This is a genomic window from Cobetia sp. MMG027 (assembly GCF_027947415.1).
Lineage (GTDB): Bacteria > Pseudomonadota > Gammaproteobacteria > Pseudomonadales > Halomonadaceae > Cobetia > Cobetia marina.
Genome location: NZ_JAQJIO010000005.1, coordinates 107055 through 134045, shown reverse-complemented (window position 1 = coordinate 134045; position 26991 = coordinate 107055). Strand labels below are relative to the sequence as shown.

Annotated in this window: 25 protein-coding genes; 14 read left to right on the top strand and 11 right to left on the bottom strand. The window is 63.8% G+C overall.

Going from position 1 to position 26991, the window contains the following annotated elements; translation table 11 throughout:
• Positions 1–52: 52 nt before the first annotated feature.
• From mlaD to PJK54_RS08055, 3 genes are read right to left on the bottom strand one after another with little or no spacing between them, the layout of a single operon-like run.
• Positions 53–517 carry an outer membrane lipid asymmetry maintenance protein MlaD gene (mlaD, locus tag PJK54_RS08065; protein ID WP_077371603.1) on the bottom strand — a complete coding sequence of 155 codons (465 nt, stop codon included), beginning with the start codon at positions 515–517 and terminating at the stop codon, positions 53–55.
• A complete protein-coding gene (gene mlaE / locus PJK54_RS08060) occupies positions 514–1317 on the bottom strand; it encodes a lipid asymmetry maintenance ABC transporter permease subunit MlaE (protein ID WP_077371600.1) in 804 nt (267 codons plus the stop codon). The genes mlaD and mlaE overlap by 4 nt, the downstream gene beginning before the upstream one ends.
• Positions 1314–2246 (bottom strand): ABC transporter ATP-binding protein, encoded by a 933-nt coding sequence (locus PJK54_RS08055; protein ID WP_077371597.1) that lies wholly within the window; start codon positions 2244–2246, stop codon positions 1314–1316. Before PJK54_RS08055 ends, mlaE begins: the two co-directional genes overlap by 4 nt.
• Positions 2247–2529: 283 nt before the next feature.
• On the opposite strand from PJK54_RS08055, the gene PJK54_RS08050 reads away from it, so the two are divergent.
• The 12 genes from PJK54_RS08050 to mgtE all read left to right on the top strand — a co-directional run bounded on the left by PJK54_RS08050 (position 2530) and on the right by mgtE (position 13463).
• Positions 2530–3474 (top strand): calcium/sodium antiporter, encoded by a 945-nt coding sequence (locus PJK54_RS08050; protein ID WP_084209224.1) that lies wholly within the window; start codon positions 2530–2532, stop codon positions 3472–3474.
• A gap of 225 nt (positions 3475–3699) precedes the next feature.
• The gene (locus tag PJK54_RS08045; protein WP_077373096.1) at positions 3700–4668 is read left to right on the top strand and encodes a KpsF/GutQ family sugar-phosphate isomerase; all 969 of its coding nucleotides are present in this window, start codon (positions 3700–3702) and stop codon (positions 4666–4668) included.
• Positions 4669–4794: 126 nt separating this feature from the next.
• Complete coding sequence (locus PJK54_RS08040) at positions 4795–5364, top strand: KdsC family phosphatase (RefSeq protein WP_077371591.1); 570 nt, start codon at positions 4795–4797, stop codon at positions 5362–5364.
• The gene (gene lptC / locus PJK54_RS08035; RefSeq protein WP_077371588.1) at positions 5364–6047 is read left to right on the top strand and encodes an LPS export ABC transporter periplasmic protein LptC; all 684 of its coding nucleotides are present in this window, start codon (positions 5364–5366) and stop codon (positions 6045–6047) included. Before PJK54_RS08040 ends, lptC begins: the two co-directional genes overlap by 1 nt.
• Before the next feature lie 98 nt (positions 6048–6145).
• Entirely contained in the window at positions 6146–6724 is a 579-nt protein-coding gene (gene lptA, locus PJK54_RS08030) for a lipopolysaccharide transport periplasmic protein LptA (protein ID WP_240499585.1), read from the top strand.
• A 2-nt stretch (positions 6725–6726) separates the two neighbouring features.
• On the top strand, positions 6727–7467 hold the full coding sequence (lptB, locus tag PJK54_RS08025) for an LPS export ABC transporter ATP-binding protein (protein WP_103751363.1): 741 nt from the start codon (positions 6727–6729) through the stop codon (positions 7465–7467).
• A gap of 372 nt (positions 7468–7839) precedes the next feature.
• Entirely contained in the window at positions 7840–9288 is a 1449-nt protein-coding gene (locus PJK54_RS08020; RefSeq protein WP_077371583.1) for an RNA polymerase factor sigma-54, read from the top strand.
• Between the two features lie 599 nt (positions 9289–9887).
• Entirely contained in the window at positions 9888–10196 is a 309-nt protein-coding gene (hpf, locus tag PJK54_RS08015; protein WP_043332555.1) for a ribosome hibernation-promoting factor, HPF/YfiA family, read from the top strand.
• A gap of 9 nt (positions 10197–10205) precedes the next feature.
• Positions 10206–10676: a PTS sugar transporter subunit IIA gene (locus PJK54_RS08010; RefSeq protein WP_077371581.1), complete on the top strand. Its 471-nt coding sequence runs from the start codon at positions 10206–10208 to the stop codon at positions 10674–10676.
• 96 nt (positions 10677–10772) lie between these two features.
• Positions 10773–11687 carry an RNase adapter RapZ gene (rapZ, locus tag PJK54_RS08005; RefSeq protein ID WP_077371578.1) on the top strand — a complete coding sequence of 305 codons (915 nt, stop codon included), beginning with the start codon at positions 10773–10775 and terminating at the stop codon, positions 11685–11687.
• Positions 11674–11943 carry an HPr family phosphocarrier protein gene (locus tag PJK54_RS08000; protein WP_077371575.1) on the top strand — a complete coding sequence of 90 codons (270 nt, stop codon included), beginning with the start codon at positions 11674–11676 and terminating at the stop codon, positions 11941–11943. Before rapZ ends, PJK54_RS08000 begins: the two co-directional genes overlap by 14 nt.
• Positions 11944–12107: 164 nt before the next feature.
• Entirely contained in the window at positions 12108–13463 is a 1356-nt protein-coding gene (gene mgtE, locus PJK54_RS07995; RefSeq protein ID WP_077371573.1) for a magnesium transporter, read from the top strand.
• A 102-nt stretch (positions 13464–13565) separates the two neighbouring features.
• Here the strand turns inward: mgtE and pmbA are convergent, their stop codons facing one another.
• Positions 13566–14936 (bottom strand): metalloprotease PmbA, encoded by a 1371-nt coding sequence (gene pmbA, locus PJK54_RS07990; protein ID WP_077371570.1) that lies wholly within the window; start codon positions 14934–14936, stop codon positions 13566–13568.
• 76 nt (positions 14937–15012) lie between these two features.
• On the opposite strand from pmbA, the gene yjgA reads away from it, so the two are divergent.
• Complete coding sequence (gene yjgA / locus PJK54_RS07985; protein WP_077371567.1) at positions 15013–15516, top strand: ribosome biogenesis factor YjgA; 504 nt, start codon at positions 15013–15015, stop codon at positions 15514–15516.
• Positions 15517–15604: 88 nt separating this feature from the next.
• Here yjgA and tldD read toward each other — a convergent pair whose 3' ends face one another.
• The 7 genes from tldD to PJK54_RS07950 all read right to left on the bottom strand — a co-directional run bounded on the left by tldD (position 15605) and on the right by PJK54_RS07950 (position 26432).
• Positions 15605–17065, bottom strand: a complete 1461-nt coding sequence (gene tldD / locus PJK54_RS07980) for a metalloprotease TldD (RefSeq protein WP_084209229.1) — start codon at positions 17063–17065, stop codon at positions 15605–15607.
• Positions 17062–21177, bottom strand: coding sequence for a YhdP family phospholipid transporter (locus PJK54_RS07975; RefSeq protein WP_077371561.1), 4116 nt, complete (start codon positions 21175–21177; stop codon positions 17062–17064). The genes tldD and PJK54_RS07975 overlap by 4 nt, the downstream gene beginning before the upstream one ends.
• A gap of 341 nt (positions 21178–21518) precedes the next feature.
• Entirely contained in the window at positions 21519–22982 is a 1464-nt protein-coding gene (gene rng, locus PJK54_RS07970) for a ribonuclease G (RefSeq protein WP_077371558.1), read from the bottom strand.
• A gap of 139 nt (positions 22983–23121) precedes the next feature.
• Entirely contained in the window at positions 23122–23802 is a 681-nt protein-coding gene (locus PJK54_RS07965) for a Maf family protein (RefSeq protein ID WP_077371556.1), read from the bottom strand.
• 87 nt (positions 23803–23889) lie between these two features.
• The gene (mreD, locus tag PJK54_RS07960) at positions 23890–24372 is read right to left on the bottom strand and encodes a rod shape-determining protein MreD (protein WP_077371553.1); all 483 of its coding nucleotides are present in this window, start codon (positions 24370–24372) and stop codon (positions 23890–23892) included.
• Positions 24372–25337 carry a rod shape-determining protein MreC gene (mreC, locus tag PJK54_RS07955; RefSeq protein ID WP_255304420.1) on the bottom strand — a complete coding sequence of 322 codons (966 nt, stop codon included), beginning with the start codon at positions 25335–25337 and terminating at the stop codon, positions 24372–24374. The genes mreD and mreC overlap by 1 nt, the downstream gene beginning before the upstream one ends.
• A 57-nt stretch (positions 25338–25394) precedes the next feature.
• Positions 25395–26432, bottom strand: a complete 1038-nt coding sequence (locus PJK54_RS07950; RefSeq protein WP_043332576.1) for a rod shape-determining protein — start codon at positions 26430–26432, stop codon at positions 25395–25397.
• A gap of 242 nt (positions 26433–26674) precedes the next feature.
• Here PJK54_RS07950 and gatC point away from each other — a divergent pair, with 242 nt between their 5' ends.
• Positions 26675–26962 (top strand): Asp-tRNA(Asn)/Glu-tRNA(Gln) amidotransferase subunit GatC, encoded by a 288-nt coding sequence (gatC, locus tag PJK54_RS07945; protein WP_077371550.1) that lies wholly within the window; start codon positions 26675–26677, stop codon positions 26960–26962.
• Positions 26963–26991: the final 29 nt, after the last annotated feature.

The window sequence follows — 26991 nt, the reverse complement described above, 5'->3', positions numbered from 1 at the left end:
CGGATTTGCTCCTTGAAAATGTGCATCGCGCCAACGGCGAGTCAGGCCTGCGTCAGCTCTTCGAGAAATTGGAGACGAACTGCTGAATCAACTCTTCCAGTACCAGTGCCGACTGGGTATCCCGGATGGTGTCGCCATCCTCCAGCGTTTCCGGATCCCCCCCGGTGGTCAGGCCGACATATTGCTCGCCCAGCAGACCGGAGGTCAGGATGGCAGCCGTGGTGTCCTTGCTCAACTTGCCCTTGAGGCTGCTGTCCAGCTTCATCGTGACACGGGCGTCAAACCACTTGGGATCCAGCTCGATCTTCTCGACACTGCCGATCGCCACGCCCGCCATGGTCACCTTGGACCGCGGCTTGAGGCTTCCTATCCCTGAAAAGTTGGCATTGAGCACGAAGGTGTCATCCGCCTGCTGGAAGGTGACGCCACTGACGCGCAGCCCGAGAAACACCATGCCCAGAAAACCGGCAAGTACGAACAGGCCCACGCCGAACTCGACCATGCGGGTACGTTTCATCCAATATCTCCAAACATGACGGCTGTGAGGACGAAATCGAGTCCCAGCACCGCCAGCGATGAATAAACCACAGTACGTGTGGTCGCGCGTGAAATGCCTTCCGAGGTCGGGATCAGGTCATACCCCTGGAAGACAGCGATCCAGCTCACCACCAGCCCGAAGACCAGTGACTTGACGACGCCGTTCATGACATCCCCGACGAAGTCGACATTCGATTGCATGCTGCTCCAGTAGGCCCCTTCGTAGATGCCGAGCCAATCGACACCCACGAGCTTGCCACCCAGAATCCCCACGACGCTGAAGCCGATGGTCAACAGCGGCAGGGACACGAAACCGGCCCACAGCCGCGGAGCGACGATCCGCTTGAGGGGATCCACGCCGATCATTTCCATGCTGGTGAGCTGCTCGGTCGCCTTCATCAGGCCGATCTCGGCCGTCAGGGCAGAGCCGGCGCGCCCGGCGAACAGCAGCGCCGCCACGACCGGGGCCAGCTCGCGCAGCAGCGACAGCGACACCATCTGGCCAAGCGCCTCCTCAGCACCGAACCCGACCAGAATGGTATAGCCCTGCAGGGCCAGCACCATGCCGATGAACAACCCCGACACCAGCACGATCGCCAGTGACAGCACGCCGACGAAGTGCATCTGACGCACCCAGAGGGAGAACCCCTCACGGGATGGCAGGCCGACGCCCGCCTGCGCCAGCAGCATGCCGGCGCGTCCGATGGCAGAGATCACCTCGATGGTGCTGCGCCCCAGCGAGGTGATGGCCCCCAGCGGGCCACGATTCAGACCGCTCATGCTGATTGCCCTCTCTGTGAAGTGCCACTGGCCGCTTCTCTGCCATCGAGAATGTCGCCGGCGAAATCCGGCGCGGGATAGTGGAACGGCACCGGTCCATCCGGCTTGCCGTGGATGAACTGGGCCACGCGCGGGTCCGCCTCGGCGTTCAGGGCTTGTGGCGTGCCCTGCGCCATGACCTTGCCATCGGCGATCACATAGACGTAATCGGCGATGGTCAGCGTCTCCTTGATATCGTGAGAGACCACCACCGCCGTCATGCCCAGCGCATCGTTGAGGCGGCGGATCAGATTGACCAGCACGCCCATCGAGATGGGGTCCTGACCGGCGAAGGGCTCGTCGTACATGATCAGGTCCGGATCCAGTGCGATGGCGCGTGCCAGCGCGACACGCCGCGTCATGCCACCGGAGAGCTCGGCGGGCATCAGTTCACGCGCCCCACGCAGCCCGACGGACTCGAGCTTGATCAGCACGATGTCGCGGATCATCGCCTCGGGGAGATTGGTATGGACCCGCAACGGGAAGGCCACGTTCTCGAACACGCTGAGATCCGAGAACAGCGCACCACTCTGGAACAGCATGCCCATGCGACGCCGCATGCGGAACAGCTCGCGCCGCGACAGGGCATGCACATGGTGACCGGCGATATCCACACGCCCGGCGGACGGGGTCAACTGCCCCCCGATCAGCTTGAGCAGCGTCGTCTTGCCGGTACCGGAGGGCCCCATGATGGCGGTGATCTTGCCACGCGGAATCTTCAGGTCTATCCCGGAGAAGATCTCGCGCTCTCCACGGGTGAAGCGCAGGCCTTCGACACGAATCAATGCGTCGTCGAGGTCGATGTCAGCGGAGCCACGGCGAGAGGATGGCGATGCATCAGCGCCGGCCGCAGCGGTCGCTGTAGCAGCCTGACCGGGTAATTCAGTCATAGAAGCATCCGCTGTGAGGGAGTCACGACACTGGCCATGGGCAATCCGTCGCCTGGCACTGTGCCGCGAGTCCGAATCTTGGAGTTCATGGATCACGTCATTCGGGAATCAAGTTAGTTAGCGAACATCGTATCCGAACCCGCCCCCTCACTACCAGTCCGTTGCAGGGTCCATCGCATCCCGCAGATGCGATCCCTTGCCTTGCAATGCCTTGGGGGGATGCGTTTAATGGCGCGGTCACTGGCGACAAGCCGCTGCCCTGCCTCCTGCCCCGAGAGTTCCGATGCTATATCCCATCCTCGCTGTCATCCTTGGCCTGATAGGTCTTGTCTGGAGCGCCGATCGCTTCGTCGAAGGCGCCGCCGCTACCGCATGGCGAGCTGGCATGAGCAAGCTGCTCATCGGGATGACCATCGTCTCCATCGGCACTTCAGCGCCGGAGATCGTGGTCTCGATCATGGCCTCACTTGACGGCACCCCCGACATCGCCACCGGCAATGCTCTGGGGTCCAACATCGCCAACATCGGTCTGGTGCTGGGCGTCACGGCGCTCATCGCTCCCATCCCGGTGCATTTCGGCCTGGTGCGCCGTGAACTGCCGCTGCTGCTGGCCGCGACGGCACTGGGGGGCTATGCCCTCTCCAACAGCGGGCTCGAGCGTCTGGATGGCATCCTGCTGCTGGCACTGCTGGTGTTCACGCTTGTCTGGCTGTTCAAGGTCGACTCGCCGAGTGACGCCGAGAGTCAGGATGACGTCCCCGAGATGAGCGCCGGACGCGCCATCTTCTGGCTGCTCTTCGGACTGGCGGTGTTGATCGCCAGCTCACGCGCGCTGGTCTGGGGCGCCACCGATATCGCCCAGGCACTCGGCGTCCCCGAACTGATCATCGGCCTGACCGTCATCGCCATCGGCACCAGCCTGCCGGAGCTCGCGGCCAGCGTGGCCAGCGCACTCAAGCGCCATCACGACATCGCCATCGGCAACGTCATCGGCTCCAACCTCTTCAACATCCTGGCCGTCCTGCCGGTACCGGGCCTGCTGGCACCGGGACCGGTGGATGGCAGCGCCATCAGTCGCGACTACCCGGTGATGCTCGGTCTGACCCTGATGCTGGCCGCCCTGCTCATCTGGCAGCGTCGCGGCCGCATCGGCCGTGGTCCGGGGCTGGTGCTGCTGGCCTGCTACCTCGGCTACACGGCCTGGCTTGCCATCAGCCTGACTCGCTGACGCCTGTAGGCGGACAGGCCGGAACGATCAGGCCATCCGCCCCATGTCAGCATCACGCCCGAGGCGTTGCAGCGCGTGAGTGACGCCTCTCTCACGCACCTTGAGTCCTGGCCACACACAGGCAACAATCTGAACATGACCAAGTCCTCCAGAATCCAGCCCGCCACCTCCGACATGTCTTCCACTGCCGATGATTCGCCCTCCAGCGGCCGCGATCACGCCGCCATGCAGGCGGATTTCCGCGCCAGCGCCCGACGCACCTTCGCGATCGAGGGCGCCGCCATCGCGGCACTGGAGCACCAACTGGATGCAGAGTTCGATCATGCCTGCCAGCTGATGATGGCGACCAAGGGCCGGGTGATCGTCACCGGCATGGGGAAATCCGGCCATATCGCCAGCAAGATCGCGGCGACTCTGGCCAGCACCGGCACGCCGGCGTTCTTCGTGCATCCCGGCGAAGCCAGCCATGGGGATCTCGGCATGATCACCTCGTCGGACACGGTGCTGGCACTGTCCAATTCCGGTGAAACCGCCGAAGTCACCGCCCTGCTGCCACTGCTCAAGCGCATGGGGACGCCGCTGGTCTCGATGACCGGCAAGCCCGGCTCGACGCTCGCGCGTGATGCAGACGCACACCTGGACACCAGCGTCGCCCAGGAGGCCTGTCCGCTGAACCTGGCACCGACGGCCTCCACGACCGCCGCACTAGTGATGGGGGATGCGCTGGCCGTGGCACTGCTGGAAGCCCGCGGCTTCACCGCCGAGGAGTTCGCACTCTCTCATCCCGGTGGCAGTCTGGGGCGGCGACTGCTGCTGCGCGTCCAGGACGTCATGCATCAAGGCGATGCCCTGCCACGCGTGGCGCTGGGCAGCCCGCTGCGCGATGCGCTGCTCGAGATCACCCGCCAGGGCATGGGTTTCACCTGCGTGATCGACGAGGACGAGCATCTGGTCGGCGTCTATACCGATGGGGATCTGCGCCGCACCCTGGACCAGCACGGCGATCTGCGTGCGCTCAAGGTCGATGACGTCATGACGCGCGGTGGCAAGACCATCCGCTCAAGCATGCTGGCCGCCGAGGCGGTGCGCATCATGGAAGAAAACCGCATCAGCGTTCTGGTAGTCTGTGACGAGGATGAGCACCCGATCGGCGCCATCCACATGCACGGCCTGCTGGCCAGCGGCGTGATCTGAACTCCCCCGCGGGATTGCTGTCTCTGCACGACAGTCCCGTGAGTCTGGCGAGGGCAGCACGCAACCGTTGGCGGTCGTCGCCTACAGGAATGCGTCACGCATGCACGGAATGCGAGGAGAAAGACCATGAATGACATCACTTCCCTGGCGGAGGACTATCCCCAGGACATCATCGACCGCTCACGTCGCGTGCGCCTGCTAGCGCTGGATGTGGACGGCGTGCTGACGGACAACCGGCTGCACTACGATGCCAATGGCGTGGAAACCAAGAGCTTCCACGTCCAGGATGGCCACGGCCTCAAGCTGATCCTGCGCAGCGGTATCCGGGTCGCCTTGATCACGGGTCGCAGCTCGCCGATGGTGGAACGTCGCGCCAAGGAGCTGGGTATCCAGGACGTCATTCAGGGCCGCGAGGACAAGCTGGTCGCGCTGACCAACCTGTGTCGCGAGCACGATATCGCGCTGGATGACGTGGCCTACTGCGGAGATGACCTGCCGGATCGCGAAGCCATCCGTCGCGTCGGTCTGGGGGTCAGCGTTCCCAACGCCATGCCCTATGTGATGAGTGAAGCCAACTGGGTGACCACTCGTCAGGGCGGTGATGGTGCCGTGCGCGAGATCTGTGATCTGCTGCTCAAGGCACAGGGCCACTGGGCCTCGGTGCTGGATACCTATCTGCAGGAGTCGCGCGCCTGATGCCACGTCTTCCCCGTCCCTCTCCGCGCCTGTGGCTGATGCTGCTGCTCCTGCTGGTCGGCGGCGTCATGGCCCTGATCGAGCAGCGCAACAGTCTGGAATCGACAGTGGATGTCGACGCCAGCAGTGATGAGCCGGATTACTATCTCGACGGGGCTGACATGACGCGCTTCGATGCGCGGGGAGTGTCGATCCAGTCGATGACCTCCCCGCACATCGAACACACGCCAGGCGATGACGTGACACGTGCGCAGGCACCGAAGATCCGGACCAACGACAGCGAAGACCGTCGCTGGTACGCCACGGGTGACAGTGGCGTGTTGAGCGCCGGCGGCGACACCTTCACCCTCGAGGGCAATGCCAGACTACGCCAGCCTTCGGATGCCTGGACACTGGACACCGACGTGCTGCATTACAGTCGTGAGCAGAACCGTGCCTGGAGTGACGTGCCGGTGGTGATCACCCAGAATGGTCAACGCGTCGAGAGTGACCGCTTCAGCGCTGACCTCTCTCAGGATTCCGCCCAGCTGGAAGGCCGCGTCCGCAGTACCCTGCAACCCGGCAAGGGCAAGAGCGATGCCGCCCGGGAAGCCGAGACTCTCGACACCGGCAATGACACCACCCGTGACGATGATGGCCGCGTCTCCAGCACCTTCGATGCCGCGCCGGCCAAGGATCAGTGAGCGCACCCCTGCATGCGCCGAATCCTCTCTCTCCGATTTCCGCTTCACGATGGCCTGAGTGATCGTGAAGCCTTACCAGTTCTGCCAAGGAGCACTCCATGACTTCAACGACTCTCACGCCCTTGACGGTCTGGCGCCAGACACTCAGACCCGGTGTCATGGCCCTTGGCCTGGCACTTGGCATGACGACGCTTTCCCCGACCGCACTGGCGCTGGACAGCGATGCCAACCAGCCGATCAACATTGCCGCCGACTCACTGTCACTGGATGACAAGGCCGGCACGGCCACCTATACCGGTCGCGTGGAAATGCGCCAGGGCAGCATGAAGCTGGATGCCGCGCGCGTTGACATCAGTCGCGCCGACAGCGGCGAGATCTCCCTGGTCAAGGCCACCGGCCAGCGCGCCTACATGGAGCAGAAACCCGATACCGACGAGCGACTGGTCAAGGGCTGGGCGAATACCATTCGCTACCACGCGCTGGAGCGCCGGGTGGAACTGGTCGGCGATGCCCGTCTGGAGAAAGGCGACGACACCTTCGAAGGCGGCTACGTGGAATACTTCCTGGACAAGCGCCAGGTCAATGCCAGCAATGGCACCGATGCCTCATCCTCCGAGGGGTCACGCGTCCACATGACCCTGACGCCACGTGGCGCCAATGCCAGCAAGGACCAATGAGCATGACTGCTGCCAGCCCACGTACCCTCAGCGCTCGTCATCTGGCCAAGGCCTACAAGGGTCGCAAGGTCGTCAAGGACATCTCGCTGGAAATCCGCCAGGGTGACATCGTAGGCCTGCTGGGCCCCAACGGGGCCGGCAAGACGACCTCGTTCTACATGATCGTCGGCCTCGTGCGCTCGGATGCCGGTAGCGTGACCATCGATGACCACGACCTGTCCGGCGCCGCCATGCATCAGCGGGCTCGCGCCGGCATCGGCTATCTGCCCCAGGAAGCCTCGATCTTCCGCAAGCTCTCGGTATCCGACAACATCATGGCGATCCTCGAGACGCGCAAGGACCTGGATCGCAACGGACGCAAGGCACGCCTGGAGGAGCTGCTCAACGAGTTCAGCATCACGCATATTCGTGACAGTGCCGGCATGAGCCTTTCCGGCGGGGAGCGCCGCCGCGTGGAGATCGCTCGCGCACTGGCCACCGAGCCGGACTTCGTGCTGCTCGATGAGCCGTTTGCCGGCGTGGACCCCATCTCGGTGGGCGAGATCAAGAGCATCGTGCGCCAGCTGCGTGACCGCGGCATCGGGGTGCTGATCACCGATCACAACGTGCGCGAGACACTCGACATCTGCGATACCGCCTACATCGTGGGCGATGGCCAGATCATCGCGCATGGCGACGCCGACACCATCCTCGCCAACCAGCAGGTGCGTGATGTCTACCTGGGTCATGAGTTCAAGCTCTAGCCCGAGAGTGCCGTCAGCCTGGTGAGAGCCGTCAGCCTGGTGAGAGCCGTCAGCCTGGTGAGAGCCGTCAGCCTGACGAGAGCCGTCCGACCTCTTCTGCTCTCACCAGCACCCACCAGCACCCGCCACTTCCTGCTTCATTGTCGGGGCCTCGTTCCCCGCCCCCTCACGCAAGCGCCTCGACATGCGCTTGCGTGATCTCCCCGTGAACCCTCCTGCTCTGCCACACCTCACTCGAATGCATGACGTCCATACCACCTTGGTGGCAACATGGCATGCAAGTTGCTTGAATATTCTCGACTGCCCCTTGTCAGTGCCCCGACCCACGGTATAGCGTAGATGCACGTTCCTTTGCCGTGAATGACAGACCCCATGAAACCCACCTTGCAGCTTCGACTCGGCACTTCCCTGACCATGACCCCGCAACTTCAGCAAGCGATCCAGCTGCTGCAGTTGTCGACGCTGGACCTGCGTCAGGAGATACAGCAGGCGCTCGAGTCAAACCCCATGCTGGAGCTTGACGAGGAATACGAGTCGCTGGATGTCGCGGAGACACAGGACAAGAGCGAGATCTCCACCTCCGAGACCAACAGCGAGATTCCTGAAGAATACCCTCTCGACAGTGACTGGTCGGACCTCTACCAGGACCACGCAGGCAGCCTGACCAGTTCCGGCAGCGGAAGCTCGAGCGAGGACGGGCCGGACTTCGATCGCAACACCAGTGTCGAAAGCCTGCAGGACCATCTGCGCTGGCAGCTGGCGATGACGGACCTCGATGCGCGTGAACGCCAGATGGCGGAGAGTCTGATCGATGCGGTGGATGGGGCCGGCTACCTGAGCATGAGCCTGGACGAACTGGTCGATGGCCTGCGAGGTCAGGGACTGCCCGGCCTCAAGGCGTCGGAACTCGAGCAGGTCCTGCTGCGCCTTCAGCAGTTCGATCCCACCGGTGTGTTCGCTCGAGACCTGCGCGAATGCCTGCTGCTTCAGCTGGCCCTGCTGCCGGACGATCTGCCGCTGCTGGCCCAGGCCCGCCGTCTGGTGCGGCAATTCCTCGAGGCACTGGGCAATGACGATCGCAAGCTGCTCAAGCGTCGCCTGAGCCTGGATGATGATGAGCTGGATCACGTCATTCGTCTGGTACGGGCGCTCGACCCGCGCCCGGCGTCCGCCTGGGGCGAGCCTGCCAGTGATTACGTCATCCCGGACCTGCTGGTCCGTCATACGCGTCACGGCTGGCAGGTCGAGCTCAACCCGGAAGCGCTGCCCAAGCTGCGTATCCAGCCGGAATATGCCGCCCTCATCAAGCGGGCCGACAAGTCCGCGGACAACACCTTCCTCAAGGACAATCTTCAGGAAGCCCGCTGGCTGATGAAGAGCCTGTCCTCACGCAATGACACCCTGCTCAAGGTGGGCCGCGAGATCATGGCGCGCCAGATCGACTTCCTCGAGCAGGGGGAAGAAGGCATGAAGCCGCTGATCCTCGCCAACATCGCGGAAGTGGTCGAGATGCACGAATCCACCATCTCGCGGGTGACCACCCAGAAATATATCCACACCCCGAGAGGCGTGTTCGAACTCAAGTTCTTCTTCTCGAGTCAGGTGGGTGGCAGCGGCAACGGTGACGCGCACTCCAGCACCGCGATCCGTGCGCGCATTCGCAAGCTGATCTCGGAAGAACCGGCGCGCAAGCCATTGTCCGACTCACGCCTGGTGGATCTGCTGGCCAGTGATGGCATCGAGGTAGCGCGCCGGACGGTCGCCAAGTATCGCGAGGCCATGGGCATCCCCTCCTCCAGCGAGCGCAAGCGCTTGGCGTGAGTCTCGACAACGGATACCCGCAAGCCAGCGGGCTCCACACGTCGGAGCGCTGAAGCTCGCCCCCTTGCACCTGCCATCCTGACATCATCTGCCAATCGGTCGTCTGAATACCGGTTGGCAATGCCTGTCCTTGCGACTGCGTGAGTGACTTCACGCCCCCAATTGCCTATTTTTCCAGCCACTTTTCTCCAGAGTGCTTTCTTTTTCCCTCACATCCCACGGACAGATAGCCAGGGGTCGCCACCGACTCCTGCCACACGAACGTCGACGTAAATGCTGACATTGGCCACAAACGGCCGGTTTCTCGAGCCCCATTCCGTCCGTGATGCGAGGCGATGCTCATGAAGAACCTGCTGATATCCCTCGCTGGGTTGAAGACAAGCCTTGCCCCACGATGCAGCGCAGCGTTGATCTTTGTTCAAAGCTTGGGCATTGTCGGGGTAGACGCTCGGTACACCGGCACCGCCGCTCTCGCCAGCAGATGATCGCCACGAGACCATGGCCGGAGTCAGAAAGTGGCCGCGCGTTCAATCAGGGTTTGCTCGCAGTCAAAAAGGGTTACAATTCAAAGGCAACCCGCTGGATAAAGGAGCGTGTCCATGCAAGTGAATATCACCGGGCATCATGTGGAACTCACCGATCCTCTCCGCGATTATGTCAACGAGAAGCTCGCTCGCCTCGAACGGCATTACGACAACATCACCAATGTTCAGGTGACACTGTCGATCGAGAAGGAACGCCAACAGGCTGCCTGCACCCTGCACGCCGCTGGCGCCGACCTCCATGCCCTGGCAGAAGACCCCAACATGTACGCTGCCATCGACGCGCTCGCCGACAAGCTGGACCGCCAGCTGGTCAAACACAAGGAAAAGTCCCAGGCTCGCTCTCAGGGCACCGGGACCCGTTGACCTTCTGCCATGACACTTGATCAGATCCTTCCCCCCGAGCGCACGCTCTACGGCGTCCCCGGGGGGAGCAAGAAGCGGGTGCTGGAATTCTTCAGCACCTTCATTGCTCAGAACATTCCCAGCCTGGACAGCCAGGAAGTCTTCTCGCGCCTGATCGGGCGCGAGAGACTGGGTTCGACGGGCATCGGCCACGGCGTGGCCGTGCCACATGCACGCAGTCCACACTGCAAGACCCCCATCGCGGCGTTCATGAAGCTCGGTGACCCCATCGACTTTGACGCCATCGATGGCGAACCCATCGATCTGCTGTTCGTGCTGCTGGTCCCCGAGGAGGCAGATGACACCCATCTCACTCTGCTCGGCCAGGTGGCGGAACTGCTCAACTCGCCCACCAACCGGGCAGCATTGCGCCAGGCAGACAGTCAGCGAGCATTGTTCGAAGCCCTGACCTCGGCCATCGCCGAATTGCCGGCGCGCTGAACCTGCAAGCCCGGACTCGCTCCGGGCTTGTCGCTGACTGGCCTCAGGCACCCTCCGCTTTCACCTCATGCTGACCTCGCCCTGGGAGAGCACTCCATGAAGATCGTGATCATCAGTGGTCGCTCCGGTTCCGGCAAATCGATTGCCCTCCAGGCGCTGGAAGACATTGGCTACTATGCCATCGACAATCTGCCCGGCATGCTGCTGGCACCATTGGTCGAGCAGCTGGAAAAGGACAGCCCCACCCGCCGGCGCATCGCGGTCTCCATTGACGCGCGCAACCTCCCCGATGCCCTGAGTCGCTTCCCTGAACTGCTCGACAGCGTTCGTCAGAGCGGCATGGATGTGCAGGTCGTCTACCTGACCACGGACTCCCGTGTCCTGCTCGAACGCTATTCCGCGACCCGCCGCCGTCATCCGCTGACCCGCGACAATGACCGCACGCTGGCCGAGGCCATCGAGATCGAGCAGCAGACACTGGCCCCGATTCGTCAGAAGGCGGACCTGGTCATCGACTCGACCAACCTCAGCGTGCATGACCTGCGCTCGCGCATCACCGAACAGGTCGCGCAGCACAGCTCTCGTCATCTGACACTCACCTTCGAGTCCTTCGGCTTCAAGCATGGCGTGCCGACCGATGCCGACATGGTGTTCGATGCCCGCTGCCTGCCCAACCCCTACTGGGACATCAATCTGCGCAGCGATACCGGTCGTGATGACAGCGTGGCGGAATTCCTGCAGCGCTACCCGGACGTCAAGGCGATGCAGGATGACATCGCCGGCTGGCTGGAACGCTGGCTGCCCGCCTATCAGGCCAGCAATCGCAGTTACCTGACCGTTTCGGTGGGCTGTACCGGCGGCCAGCATCGCAGCGTCTATCTCTGCGAGCAGCTGGCCGAACATTTCGCCAAGCAGCTTCCTGAGGTGCGTCTACGCCACCGGGAACTGGGGATCCATACGGCCCTGGCGATCAGCGATACCCGTCAGGAGTCACACGATGCCCAGTCGTGAACTGGTTCTGACCAACAAGCGCGGGCTGCATGCTCGCGCTGCCACCAAGCTGGTCAACTGCTGTGCGCCCTTCGAGGCCACGGTCATGGTCAGTCACGGTGAGCGACGCGCCAACGCGGCCAACGTCATGGCGCTGCTGATGCTGGCAGCCCCGTGTGGCACGGCGCTGATCATCGATGTCGAGGGCGAACAGGCAGATGAGGCCCTGTCTGCGATCGAGTCCCTGTTCGAGGCGCGCTTCGAAGAGGAAGAATGACGCCGCCGCACGCCGTCTGACATCCCCCGCCCGCCGGCTTTCTGCCACTTTTTCCGCGATGATTGCCCTACCGATAAAAAACAGTGTTTTCTTTTGTCGACGCGCCCCCCTGCGCCAATGGTAGAATCAACGCTGTCCTTCATGTCGACAGGGGAAGCCGACAGATGAGCAAGACGTCACGCAAACTCAAGCCAAGACTTGATCGCCTGTCACAGGCACTGGAAAGTGGCGAGCTGGATCAGGCAAGGCGCATGCTGAATCGCGGCCTGGCACCGGTGGACGTGGCCCACTTGCTGGAATCCTCCCCCCCCAAGGAGCGCAACCTGCTCTGGGAGCTGGTCGACGCCGAACTTCAGGGCGATGTGCTCCAATACCTTGGCGAGGATATCCAGAGCGACTTCCTCAAGGACATGGATGCCGAGGACGTCCTGGCCGCCACCGAGAATCTGGAACCGGATGATGTCGCCGACATCCTCCAGCGGCTTCCGAATGCCGTGATTCTCGAAGTCCTCGACTCCATGGAGGCGCAGGAACGCCAGCGGGTCGAGACGGTGCTGTCCTACCCCGAGGACACTGCCGGCGGCTTGATGAACACGGACACCATCACCATCCGTCCGGACATCACCTTGGATGTCGTGTTGCGTTACATCCGCCGTCACGAGCGACTTCCCGATTCCACCGACACCCTGCTGGTCGTCTCGCGCCGCGATGAATTCATCGGCGCCCTGCCCATCAACCGCCTGCTGGTCTCTGACCCCGGTGTCACGGTGCGCGAGGTGATGGATACCGACAGCGTGGTGATTCCGGCATTGATGCCGGAGAGCGAGGTCGCCTCGCTGTTCGAGAAGCATGACCTGATCTCGGCGCCTGTCGTCGGCGGTGATGGCAATCTGCTCGGGCGCATCACCATCGATGACGTGGTCGACGTCATCCGCGGCGATGCCGAGCACCAGGTCATGTCGATGGCGGGGATGGACGAGGATGAAGATACCTTCTCCCCGGTGATGCGCACCTCCTGGCGTCGCGCCATCTGGCTTGGCATCAACCTGCTGACCGCCTTCATGGCGTCCGCCGTGATCGGGATGTTCGAGGGCACCATCCAGAAGATCACCGCGCTGGCGGTACTGATGCCCATCGTCGCCAGCATGGGCGGCATTGCCGGCTCACAGGCACTGACGGTACTGATTCGCGGCATCGCACTGGGACACGTCAAGAGTGGCAACGTGCGCTGGCTTCTCAAGCGCGAAATCATCGTCGCGGGGCTCAATGGCCTGCTGTGGGCGGTGGTGGTCGCCGGGATCGCCATCGTCTGGTTCGGTGATGTCCAGCTGGGGGCCATCATCGGTGCCGCCATCATGATCAATCTGTTGATCGCGGCCGTGACCGGGACATTGCTGCCGATACTGCTCAAGAAGCTCAATATCGACCCGGCCCTCTCCGGCAGCGTGATCCTGACCACCGTGACCGACGTGATCGGCTTCATGGCCTTCCTGGGCCTGGCGACCTGGCTCTACCTGTAATCACGCCAGGAGAGTCACGCATCATCCGGCAGCCTGCAGAAACGAAGACGGCCGCTCCCCCAGGAGCGGCCGTCTGTCTTTTCACGAAGGATGATCTCTAGCTCAATCTTCCAGCGCGTCTTCCTCACCTTCCGACATGCCCGCGACGGTCATGCCACCGATCAGCCAGCTGCCAGAGTGGATGCTGCCCCGGGTATCGACATCATCACCGACCGCCAGCAGATTGGCGGCCATGTCACGCAGATTGCCGGCGATCGTGAACTCCTCGACCGCGTGCTGGATCTCGCCATTCTCGACCCAGAAGCCCGAAGCGCCACGCGAGTAGTCACCGGTCACGCCGTTGACGCCCTGCCCCATCAACTCGGTCACCAGCACGCCGGTGCCCATCTGCTTGAGCATCTCGTCACGTGAGGTCAGCGGCGCGGTGATGCGCACGTTGCGCGCACCGCCCGCGTTGCCGGTGGTCTGCATGCCCAGACGACGAGCACTGTAGGCGCTCAGCATGTAACTCTGCACCTTGCCGTCGGCAAAGTAGACATTGTCACGCGTGGCGACACCGTCGTTGTCGAAGGCGGCACTCGACATGCCACCCACCTCACGCGGCTTCTCGCCGAGGGTGAACCAGTCAGGGAACAGCGGCTGACCCAGGCTGTCGCACAGGAAGCTGGACTCACGATACAGCGAACCACCCGCGATGGCGGACAGATAGTGCCCTACCAGGCCTGCCGACATCTGCGGGTCGAACATGACCGGCATACGCCCCGTCGCCACCTTGCGCGCGTTGAGGCGTGCCAGCGTGCGGCGTGCAGCCTCACGCCCCACATCCTCCGGGGAGCGCAGGTCGGCCGGGTTGCGCACGCTGGTGTAGTCATAGTCACGCTGCATGCCCTGTTCATCCCTGGCGATCAACATGCAGGACATCGAGTGTCGGCTGCCGCACTGACTGGCCAGGAAACCGTGGCTGTTGCCGTAGACCTGCACACCTTCCCCACTGGAGAAGCTGGCACCTTCGGATTGCGCGATGCCTTCCACTTCCAGTCCGGCACGCTCACACGCCAGCGCCAGATCCGTCGCGTCATCGACGCTGATCGCCCAGGGGTGATGCGCCTGAAGGTCCGGGAAATCGGTGGCCATCAGTTCGGCCGGCGCCAATCCGGCAAAGCTGTCCTCGCCGGTGTAATGAGCGATGGAGACCGCTTTCTCGACCGCGGCACGAATCGAGTCGCTACCGGCGTCGGAAGAGGTCGCGCTGCCCTTGCGATTGCCCAGATACACGGTCACGCCGATCCCCTGATCACGCGACAGCTCGACGGTTTCGACTTCTCCGTCACGCACCGAGATGCTGACGCCCTGATCGACGCTGGCGCCCACCTCACAGGCATCGGCTCCCAGACTGCGGGCCAGCTCGAGCGCTTCGCTGACGCGGCGCTCCAGCAGTTGTTGCTGAGCAACGGCATCAAAGGCCTGGCTCATGTTGTTCTCCTTCTGAGGAGACGGGGCGCTGGCAGTGCTATACTGCCGCAAATTTCCCCGACTCGTTGGAATTGGCATGCGTAAAGAAAGACCTGAGGAGCTCGTCGAGCGTCCCAGCAAATCCCAGATGAAGCGTGAAATGATCGAGCTTCAGGCCCTCGGCAAGAAGATCATCGACATGCCGGCCGGTCAGCGCGCCAAGTTCCCGCTCTCCGATGACATGCTGGCCGCCATCGATGAGTGCGGACGCATTCGCAGTCATGAAGGCCTGCGCCGTCACATGCAGTACGTCGGCAAGCTGATGCGCAAGGAAGACCTCGAGGCCATCAACGCCGTCTTCCAGAGCATGGAGCAGCAGAGCATCCGTCGGGATGCCTCCTTCCAGCGCCTGGAGCGCTGGCGCGATCGCCTGATCGAGGACGACGAAGCCTTCGTGATCTTCGTCGAGGACTACCCGGAGGTGGACCGCCAGGCACTGCGTCAGCTGATCCGCAATTCACGCGCCGAGCGTGATGCCGGCAAGCAGCCCAACAGCGCCAAGAAGCTCTTCAGGCTGCTGCGTGCCGAGCTCGATCTGTAATTCTGACACCTCACGCTTCATCGACGCCGCCGCGGCCCTGCCACGGCGGCGTCGTCATATCGCTTCTCTGCTGATCAAGCGCACCGGTTCATGACTGGGTGCCACCGACCGTCAGCTCATCGAGCTTCAGCGTCGGCTGGCCGACCCCGACCGGTACCGACTGACCGTCCTTGCCACAGACCCCGACCCCGGTATCCAGCTCGAGATCATTGCCGATCATCGAGACGCGACCCATGGCTTCCGGGCCGTTGCCGATCAGGGTCGCGCCCTTGACCGGTGTGGTCACCTTGCCGTCCTCGATCAGATAGGCTTCGCTTGCGGAGAACACGAAGCGCCCGGAGGTGATGTCCACCTGGCCACCGCCGAAGCTGACCGCATAGAGGCCGCGCTTGACGCTCTTGATGATCTCCTGCGGGTCACGATCGCCACCCAGCATGTAGGTGTTGGTCATGCGGGGCATCGGCAGGTGCGCAAAGGACTCGCGACGCGCATTGCCCGTCGGCGCCATGCCCATCAGGCGGGCATTCAGCTTGTCCTGCATGTAACCGGTGAGGATGCCATCCTCGATCAGCGGCGTGTACTGACCCGGCGTGCCTTCATCGTCCACCGACAGCGAGCCACGGCGGTCCGCCAGCGTCGCATCGTCGACCACGGTGACGCCGCGCGCCGCGACCTGTTCGCCCATGCGCCCCGCGAAGGCGGAGCTGCCCTTGCGGTTGAAATCCCCTTCCAGACCATGACCGACCGCTTCGTGCAGCAGCACGCCCGGCCAGCCATTGCCCAGCACCACCGGCATCTGCCCGGCGGGCGCATCGACGGCCTCGAGATTGACCAGTGCCTGACGCACGGCTTCCCGCGCGTAGCGCTCGGCGACGTTGTCGTCACGCAGACGGGTCAGCGGGAAGCGTCCGCCGCCACCGGCACTGCCACGCTCACGACGGCCATTGCGCACCGCGATCACGCTGATGTTGAAGCGCACCAGCGGACGCAGGTCCGCGGCCAGGGTGCCATCACTGGCACGCACCATCACCACCTCGTAAAGCGCCGACAGCGAGGCCGAGACCTGACTGATGGACGGGTCAAGGCTGCGGGCGATGCGGTCCGCTTCCTTGAGCAACGCGACCTTGTCCTCGGCACTCAGGCCATTGAGCGGGTCGATGCCGGAATAGAAGGACGGTGCCTCGGTGATGATCGAACGGGCGACCGTGCCATTGCTGCCACTGCGTGAGATGCCGGCGGCAGTGCGACCGGTGTCGGCAAGCGCGGCGGCATCGATCTGATTGGAATAGGCGAAGCCTGTCTTCTCTCCCGCCAGTGAGCGCACGCCGACGCCACCATCGATGTTGTAGCTGGCGTCCTTGACGACACCATCTTCCAGCACCCAGCTCTCCTGCCAGATACGCTGGAAGTAGAGGTCGGCATAGTCGGTACCCGGACCCATGGCATGTGCCAGGCCGGCATCCAGATCATCCAGGCTGAGTCCGCCCGGGGTCAGCAACAGGGCCGCGGCATCGTCGAGCACGCGACCGGAACTCGCATTTTGCGTCATTCGGCACTTTCCAGAGTAATGTTCGGGTCGCCCCAGGGGCCTGATACCCGATAGTGAATTTGCGTCACCTTGTCGATGAAGCGACCGAAGATCTTGTCGGCCACGAACAGCGCACCGCCCACGGCGGGGGCGCCTGCCAGCACGGCGGCCAACGGCAGGTTCTGACTGACCGGCACCGTGATGGCCATGTGTTGATCAAGGGTACCGCGAAGCAGGTCAACCTGCCCGTTGAGCGTCACGGTGGTGGACGGCGCCTCGATACGCAAGGGGCCATCGCTTTCCAGACGCCCCGCAAAGAGAGTCGCGGCGCCCCGCACCTTGTCGAAGGCCGTGCCCTTGTCGGTCACATCCGAGAAATCCAGCGACAGACGACGCAGCAGATTGTCGACGTTGACCAATCCCAATAGCCGCGCGGACGCCGAGCCGAGATTCAGGAAACGTCCGTCGTCCAGCTTGACCTCGAGCCGCCCGTTGGAGCGCGACAGCGCAAAGTCCTGCGGCGCCCCTGGCCAGGCCAGCTTGGCCTCGGCGCGTGCGCGCTCGGCCTCGATGCCGCGTGGCTGGGACAACCGCTCCAGCAGCCCGCCCAGATCGCTGCCATCCGCGGAAAGGCGAGCGCGCGTCAGACTGTTGGCACCGGCATCCTCCCAGGTGATGTTGCCCTGGGCCGTCATGTCGCCCACGGTAATGGCGAGGGGGGACACCACCAGCCGCTGTTGATCCGACTGCCACTCTGCACTGATGGGTCCCAGCTGCTGCTCGCGCCAGATGAGACGTGCCAGGCGCAGGCTGCCTGCCGGCAGCTCGGCCAGCGCCGCTGGGTAGGGAGTCGGCTCGACCCCGGTGGCCACGGCCTCGGTGAAGTTGCTTGGCGCAGGCTCGGGGGTTTCCCGGGTCTGTGGCGGCCACAGCGCGTCGAGATCAAGATGATCGAGATCCAGAATCAACGGCCGCGCGGCCCCGGACTGCCAGACGAGCTCCCCACTGGCGAGCCTGCCCTCCAGAGTGGCCGCCAGCCCCAGCGCTTGCTGTTGAGAGCTCTGACGAGGCGCTGCCTCAAGCGTCATCGGGCCGGTACACCGATCCTGGATCATCAGACAATCGGTGGCAACGCGCAGCCGTGACAGCTCGCTGAGTGCATCGCCACCGCTGCCACTGGCTCCATCATCGCCACTCGCGCCGGATAGCGCCCCGCCCCATGATGACCAGAGCTCAGGTGCCAGCGTCGGCGTCCGCCAGGCGATATCCCACCCCGTACGGGACGGCCATTGCGGGTCGCTCGGCCAACGTTCCAGCCACAGCTGGCCGGTCATCGGCACCTTGCTGCCATCATCACGCGTATTGCCGCCTTGCCAGCGAGCGCGGGCACGATTGGCGAGCACGACATCGCCACCGCCCTCGGCGAGCCCGACCTCCACCGACAATGCCGCGGCTTCGTCACGCGCCTTGCCGAAGGGAGCCGGCAGATTGATGGCCGCGCCCTTGAGATCACTCGACAGCTGCAGGCTGGCTCCCTCCTCGGGCAGCATCAGACGCGCCTGATAATCGAACGTGCCGCCCAGCGCACGCGGGCTATCTCCCTGATTCAGTGCGGCACGGCTATCCTGCGCCGCATCACCGAGCAGTGTCTCGGGAGCCCCCAGCCAGCTCAGCACCGGTGCCAGCGGCGCCTGGCCACTGAAGGTCACCGCCCCCTTGCTGGCCGAATCCGCCTGACCGATATTGAGTGCCGCCTTGACCGCGCCACCGAACAGCTGCCCTGACAGGTCGCCGGTCAATTGCTCGCGCTGTCCTTCAGGACGCGTGGGGTCATGCACGAATGCCAGCGGGCCGCGAATGCCGGCGATCTCGATGCCCGGCCCGGGGAAGGCCAGGCTTGCCGCCTGCCTCTCACCGACCTTGCCCGTCACCTCCACCCGCGCCTGCTCGGCATCTTCAAGCGGTACGCGAATCTTCATGGCCGCCGCCACGGAGCCCTTGCCCTGCCACTCGGCCAAAAGCTCCGCGGTGTCCTCGAGCGGTGCATGCGAGAGCAGATCGAACAGCGCCTCGACACTGCCCGTGACATCCCCCTGGATATCCAGGGTGTCATCGTGCATGTCGACCTTGGCCTGATCCACCGACAGACGCTGCGCGCTACCCAGCGCGACCGGCCGTGAGTACGCCGACTCGACACTGGCCGTGAGATCATTGTCATGCAGTTCGAGATTGCCCTTCACGCCGTCAAGCGCGGGCCAGCCCTCGACATAGCCGAGCCGCCCGTTCTCGATGGCAAGCTCGAGATCCATCGCGTCCCCGGGGCCGTAGCCATTCTCGCCATTGTCCTCATCCCAGACCTGCTCCAGATGCAGAGAACCCTCTGGCACGACACCTGCCACATCACGCGTCAGCCATTCACGCAGGGAGGGGTCCAGTACCTTGAGCGGCAACCAGTCCGCCAGCGGGATGCTGCGAGCATCCACATCCTGCATGTCCAGATCCAGCTGGAAGCGGTCCGCATCATCCGTGGGAATCTGCAACCCGAAGCGTCCCGTCACCCTGGCGCCATGACGCGAGATATCCAGATCACGCCCGCTGATCTGGCTGCCGGCATCATCCACCTGCCAGTCCACCACCCCCTGCGCGGACTCCAGTGACCAGCTGTCACCGAAGACTTCCGGGAAATGGAATCGCATGCCGGGGGCTCCCTGGAAGGTGACACTGCCCTGCATGCCCCCTTCATCACGACTCCGCGCCGTGACCCACGCCGCCAGCGGCCCGAGCCCCGGAGCGCCCTCCCAGGGTTCCACCTCGGTATCCGTCAGGCCAAGCGCCAGCGTCATGCTCAGCGGGGCTTCAAGGCCGATATTGGCCAGTGACAGGGACAGTCCGGTGGCGGTGCCACGCGGATCGAGTGACTCAAGTATCTCGCCCAGCTCGCCCAGCTCCAGCACATTGCGCCAGCGCGCCACCCGCGCCAGATCGAAGCGACCGGTCACAAGCGAGACACTGCCATCGGCGAGATCCCCCGACAGGGAGATACGCTCAGGGAGGCTGGCAAGCGCGGCCTGCAATCGAGCAGGCTGCTCCTGTGAAGCGGAATCTGAATCCGATGGAGCATCCGAGCGCTGGGCCGCCTGTGCCTCACCGTCACTCACGACGGCGTCATCGAGCTGCGAAGCCCCCACCGAGAGCTGATTGAGCCACGCCTGCCAGCGATCCCCGCCCGACAGATCCCGCAGCCACTGCCCCCGCGCATGGATGTCCTTGAGGGCCAGCATGGCGCCATCGTGATCCAGCGTCAGACGATTGAGATCGAGACGCAGGCGAGCGTCTTCCAGCCGTGCCTCTCGCCAGCGCGCCCACAGCGTGGCGTTGCCATCAGCGTCACGCAGCATCAGGCTGTCGCGCTCACCGATCAGGCGCCCGACACTGGCCAGTGCACCGGCATCCAGCTCCACCTGCAGCTGCGCGGAATAATCGGCGAGCCCCGCATCGCCGGGCAGCACCTCCAGCACGGCACTCACGCCGGCCTGGGGCGACTCCCCTACGCGCAGCTGCCCCTCCAGATGAGCACGTTCACCATCACCGGCCAGCAACAACTCGGCCGCGTTCAGATTGAGCGTATCGTTGCGTCCATGCAGCACGAGACGTACATCCTCGAGCCTCACGCGCTGACGCGCCAGCAGTGCCAGGCCCTGCTCGAGCTGTTCCAGGCTCATCTGCCCCTTGGGCTCGAGGGCTTCAGGCGGGCGCGGCGGCCCCGGCCAGCCCCAGCTGCCATCGTCATGCTGATAGAGGTGAACGATGACGCCAGTGGCGGTCGCACGGTCAAACACGGGCGCCAGATGGCGCAGGGAGGACAGCACATCAAGCCGCGACTCGAGACGCTCCACGCTCAACAGCGGGGCCGCCTCCATCTCGTCGGGCCGAAAGAGGTTCAGGCCGGAGAGCTTGATGGCCGGGTCGAGATAGTCCATTCGCCCGTCAAGCGATGACATCCCGACATTGGAATGGGTCTGGGTAGCGATGAAGTCGCTGATCGCGTCACGGCGAGATTCCAGCGTCGTCAGCCACCAGCGCAGGCCACCGATCACGATCGCCAGCACCGCCAGCAGCACCGCCAGCGCCATCAAGAGCCTTCGCCCCCAGCGCCGCCGCCGTGAAGGCGAAGGGACGGGAGACGAGGCTTGATGAGATGACGGAGCATCACCGGCCGTGGCGGCCGACTCCGTCGGTCCATCCCCCGCTGTCAGCCTGTCTGACTCAGCGGGTGGCACTTGCGGCTCATCCGAGGAAGAGGTCACACGCGGATCTCCGAGCAAACATGATGACACGCTACCTCACGCCTACGCAGGAGGGAGGCACCCGACCTCGAGGGCCATGCATCGCCCTGCTGTGCCAGCAGGGGGAACGAGTGTATCAATGCACCGATGGCGAGACTCCACCGGCGGGAACACAGATGGCGGGCACCTTACATGAGAACGATGTCATATTGCTCCTGAGTATAATGCGCCTCGACCTGGAAACGGATGGTCTTGCCGATGAAACTCTCGAGGTCCGCCACCGAGGCCGACTCTTCATCCAGCAGACGGTCCACCACATTCTGGGAGGCCAGCACCATGTAGGTATCCGGACTGTAGGCACGCTCTTCGCGCATGATCTCACGGAAGATCTCGTAGCAGACTGTCTCCGGCGTCTTGAGAGTGCCGCGCCCCTGGCAGGTCGGACAGGCTTCGCACAGCACCTGCTCCAGACTCTCGCGGGTGCGCTTGCGGGTCAGCTGCACCAGCCCCAGTTCGGTCACGCCGGTCATCTTGTTCTTGGCGTGGTCCCGCTCCAGCGACTTCTCGAGCACTCTGAGCACCTGACGCTGATGCTCGGCCTCTTCCATGTCGATGAAGTCGATGATGATGATGCCACCCAGATTGCGCAGACGCAGCTGGCGGGCTATCGCCGTGGCCGCCTCGAGATTGGTCTTGAAGATGGTCTCTTCAAGATTGCGATGCCCGACGAAGCCACCGGTATTGACGTCGATGGTGGTCATCGCCTCGGTCTGGTCGATCACCAGATAGCCGCCGCTCTTGAGCTGGACCTTGCGCCCCATCGCCTTGTGAAGCTCATCCTCGACGCTGAACAGATCGAAGATCGGCCGCTCGCCGGGGTAATATTCGATGCGCCCTTCCATGTCCGGCATGAATTCGCTGGAGAACTCCTTCAAGCGCAGATAGTTCTCGCGGGAATCGATGCGCACACGCTCGATCTCGTCTCGCATCACGTCACGCAGGGTACGCATGAACAGTGGCAGATCGTCATAGATCACGCTGGGCACGGCGGCAGTCAGACGCCGCTCGCTGACCTTGCGCCACAGCCGCAGCAGGAAATGCATGTCCTGCTTGAGCTCCGCCTCGCTGATGCCCTCGGCGGCCGTGCGCAGGATGAAGCCCCCCGGAGCGTCCGGGTCAAGCTCGGTCAGGCAGCGCTCGGTCATCTCCTTGAGCCGCTCACGCTCGACATCGCTCTCGATACGCTGCGACACCCCGGTGTGGGGAGAGTCGGGCATGTAGACCAGATAGCGGGATGGTACCGACAGATGCGTGGTCAGACGCGCGCCCTTGGTGCCGATGGGGTCCTTGGTGACCTGCACCACCAGCGGCTGACCTTCGCTGAGCAGCTCGCGGATCGACAGCTGCTCATCATGCGGGGTATGCGCGGGCATCACCTCCTGCGCATGGATGAAGGCGGCACGTTCGAGACCGATGTCCACGAATGCCGCCTGCATGCCGGGCAACACGCGCACCACCTTGCCGCGATAGATATTGCCGACGATACCGCGCCGACCGCTGCGTTCGATGAACGCTTCCTGCAGAACACCGTTCTCGACGACCGCAACGCGGGTCTCCATCGGTGTCAGGTTGATCAATACCTCGCCACTCATAGCGCAAGTCCTTGTAAAGTCGTTGCTTGCGATTATGACATAGCAAGGCAGCCCCCGGCTGTGGTCTATCGACTAACGATGTCACCGGCGGCTGATTTTCCACAATCCCCTCGGCGGCCCCCTGCCCGCCCGCCCACCGTCACGACTGCCAGCAGGCAATGCCCCTGGCCATGAGCAAGCGGGACGTCTCGTGCAATGGCAGCCCGACCACCGCGCTGTAACTGCCTTCAAGATGGCTGACGAAGATGGCGCCCAGCCCCTGGATCGCGTAGCCGCCGGCCTTGTCCGCGGGTTCTCCCGTGGCCCAGTACCGCGCGGCCTCCTCACGATGGATGGCGCGAAATGTCACGCGGCTCTCGACCAGCTCGCTCTCGCAGCACAGGGATGGTGACGGCTCGTTCGAGGCGGACGACTGCTGACGATGGCAGAGCGTCACCGCGCTCAGGACCTGATGACGACGACCGGAAAGCGCCATCAGCATCTCGCGGGCATCCGCTTCATCGCGAGGCTTGCCCAGAATCCGGCCATCCAGCGCCAGGGCGGTATCGGCTCCGAGCACCACCGTCTCAGCCTCCCCCTTGTCCAATCGCCTGAATCCGGCCTGTGCCTTCTCACGCGCCATGCGCATGACGTAGTGCTCCGGCGACTCATCGGGACGAGGTGTTTCATCGATGTCGACCGGGGCCACCTCACACTTGACACCGATACTGGCCAGCAGCTCACGCCGACGCGGCGAGCCGGACGCCAGGACAAGACGTGGCGAACGTCCGGGAATCTCGGGCGCTGCGGGGGTTGCGACACTGGACGACGACGCTGACATGTCTCCCTCCTGGGCAGGTTTCTTGATCATGAGACAGCAGAAAGCCGCCCGAAGGGGCGGCTCTCATGCGTACGACATGCCGCAGGCTCACGCCGTCAGTCGACGACGCAGCATCTGCAGCAGGGTGTAGAGCCAGGGCCACAGCGCACCCCCGATCACCGCCGACAGCAGGAAGGACAGACTCACTGGCCCGGCACCGAAGATGCTGCGCAACCACTGGTCCACCAGCTGCGCGATGCCCAGCACCACGATCACCAGCAAGGCCTGCTGCAGCAGTGAGTAGGCGCGGATGCGCTGGTAGAGCAACACGCCCATGAAGGCGGTCAGCGAGAGCACCAGTGCATTGTGCCCCAGCGGTGCCCCCTGCAGGACATCCAGCGCCAGGCCGAACAGGAAGCCATGGAAGACACCGACACTCTGCGGCGAGACGATGCACCAGTAGACCAGCATCAGACCGAGCCACTGTGGACGCCAGATCAACCACACATCCGGCAAGGGCATGACCTGAAGACACAGGGCCAGCAGCAACGAGAACCAGCACAGCAAGGTGGTCTGGGGACGAAAGGCCATCAGTTGTTCTCCCCTGGCGCATTGGCGCTCTGCTGCGCCTCGGCATCCGCCGCGTCCTCGTCACCCGCGTCCGAAGCGGGCGCGGCGAGGTTGTCCTTGGGCAGCTCGTCAAGACTGTCATCCACGTAGAGGCTCTCCACGTCGACGGCGGGTGGCATCTGGATCAGGAAGTTGCGCGAACGCTCAAGCTGGGCAATGGGTTCGGCACTGACGCGAGCGAAGGGCTTGCCGGGGTCATGATAGACCTCGGTGACACGTGCCACCGGCAGGCCACGCGGAAAGCGCAGCGCGAGCCCCGAGGTCACCAGCAGGTCCCCGACACGGATATCCGCGGTGTCCGGCACGTGCAGCACATCCACCTGATCGATCTTGCCGCTGCCCTGGGCAATGAAGCGCAGGCCATTGCGATTGACCTCCACCGGCACGGCATGACTGGCATCACTGATCATCAGCACGCGACTGTTGTAGGCCGACGTGGAGATGACCTGACCGACCAGCCCGTAGGCATCCAGAACCGGCAGGCCGATGCGCACGCCATCCTGCTCACCGCGATCCACCACCATGCGATGGGAGAACGGATCAGCATCAAGCGTCAGCAACTGGGACGTGATGTAGGGGATATCGCTGCGCTGACCGGCATTGAGCAATTCGCGCAGACGGGAATTCTCGGCAGACAGGCTCGCCATGCGTTGCACACGGCTGGACAGATTGAGCAGCTGCTCACGCAGTGCCCGGTTTTCATCGGCGAGCTTCTGCTGGTCGGCAAACACCAGTGCGCCCCAGCTGAGGCCCTCTGTAGGCAGACTGACCACCCATTGCACAGGGGAAACCAGTGTCGCCATGCTGGCACGCACGTCGACCATCCAGCTGAAGCGATCTTCGGCAAACATCAGCGCGAAGGACAGCACCGCACACAACAGCATGCGATAGCCGGGCACGGGGCCACGCGTGAACAGGGGTTTGATAGCACTTCCTCCGACAGGCCGGGACCAGCCGTACAGCACACCCGGCCCCGGACGAGGTCAATCGCTCGACAGCAGCTCGAAGGTGTGCTGATCGATCATTTCCAGCGCCTTGCCACCGCCACGCGCCACGCAGGTCAGCGGGTCTTCGGCGATGATCACCGGCAGGCCCGTCTCTTCCGCGATCAACTTGTCGATGTCACGCAGCAGCGCACCACCGCCGGTCAACACCAGACCGCGCTCGGCGATGTCGGATGCCAGCTCCGGTGGAGACTGCTCGAGCGCGCTCTTGACCACCGAGACGATGGCCGCCAGCGGCTCCTGCAGCGCATCGAGAATCTCGTGGGAGTTGAGCGTGAAGGAGCGTGGAATGCCTTCGGCCAGATTGCGACCGCGCACGTCGATCTCGCGCAGCTCGCCGCCCGGGTAGGCACAGCCGATCTCTTCCTTGATGCGCTCGGCCGTCGCTTCACCGATCAGGCTGCCGTAATGGCGACGCACGTAGGAGGTGATGGCTTCGTCGAAGCGGTCGCCGCCGATGCGTACCGACTCGGAGTAGACCACGCCGTTGAGCGAGATGATGGCGATCTCGGTGGTACCACCACCGATGTCGACCACCATGGAGCCCATGGCTTCCTCGACGGGAAGACCAGCACCGATCGCGGCCGCCATGGGCTCCTCGATCAGGTAGACCTCACGCGCACCGGCCCCTTCGGCCGATTCCTTGATGGCGCGGCGTTCGACCTGGGTCGACATGCACGGCACGCACACCAGAACGCGAGGGCTGGGCGTCAGGAAGGTGCTCTGATGCACCTTGCGGATGAAATGCTGGAGCATCTGTTCGGTGACGGTGAAGTCGGCGATGACGCCGTCCTTCATCGGGCGGATGGCCGTGATATTGCCGGGGGTACGCCCCAGCATGCGCTTGGCATCGGCACCGACAGCCGCGACGCTGCGGGCATTCCCGGATTGGCGAATGGCAACGACGGAGGGCTCGTCGAGCACGATACCGCGACCGCGCACATAAATGAGCGTGTTGGCGGTACCCAGATCGATCGACAGATCGCTCGAGAACAGCCCACGTAAACGTTTAAACATGGAAGTTGATCACCTAGTCCAGACCGGAACCCTGTGCAGACGCGAACGGTACCATTGCCACCCCATGGCGGCAAGCTGACACGCCTGCCAGCGCGCCGCAGATGTGGTACATTTCACGCCGAATCACACTGTGACAGCGCAACGGGCGAGCAGTTGCCTCACCGCTGGCCAACGCCAGGTCACCGAGCAGACTGCACTCGCCGTTACCTCAAGCCTCACGAAGCCAAGACAGGGAAACTTCCATGGCCCTTGAACATTCAGATGTGCTGCGTGCCGCTCACCTCGCACGCCTGGGTCTTGCCTCGCAGGATGCCGAAGCCTATGTCGCGGATCTTGATCGGATTCTCGCCATGGTCGACCAGCTGCAACAGGTCGACACCGACGGCGTCGCTCCCCTGGCGCACCCGCTGGAAGCCACGCAACGCCTGCGTGCCGACGAAGTCACCGAGTCAAATCAGCGCGAGCGTTTTCAGCAGGTGGCTCCGGCCACAGAACAGGGGCTGTATCTGGTACCGCGCGTCGTCGAGTGATCACGCCTGGCCGATCCCTCACGTGAGGT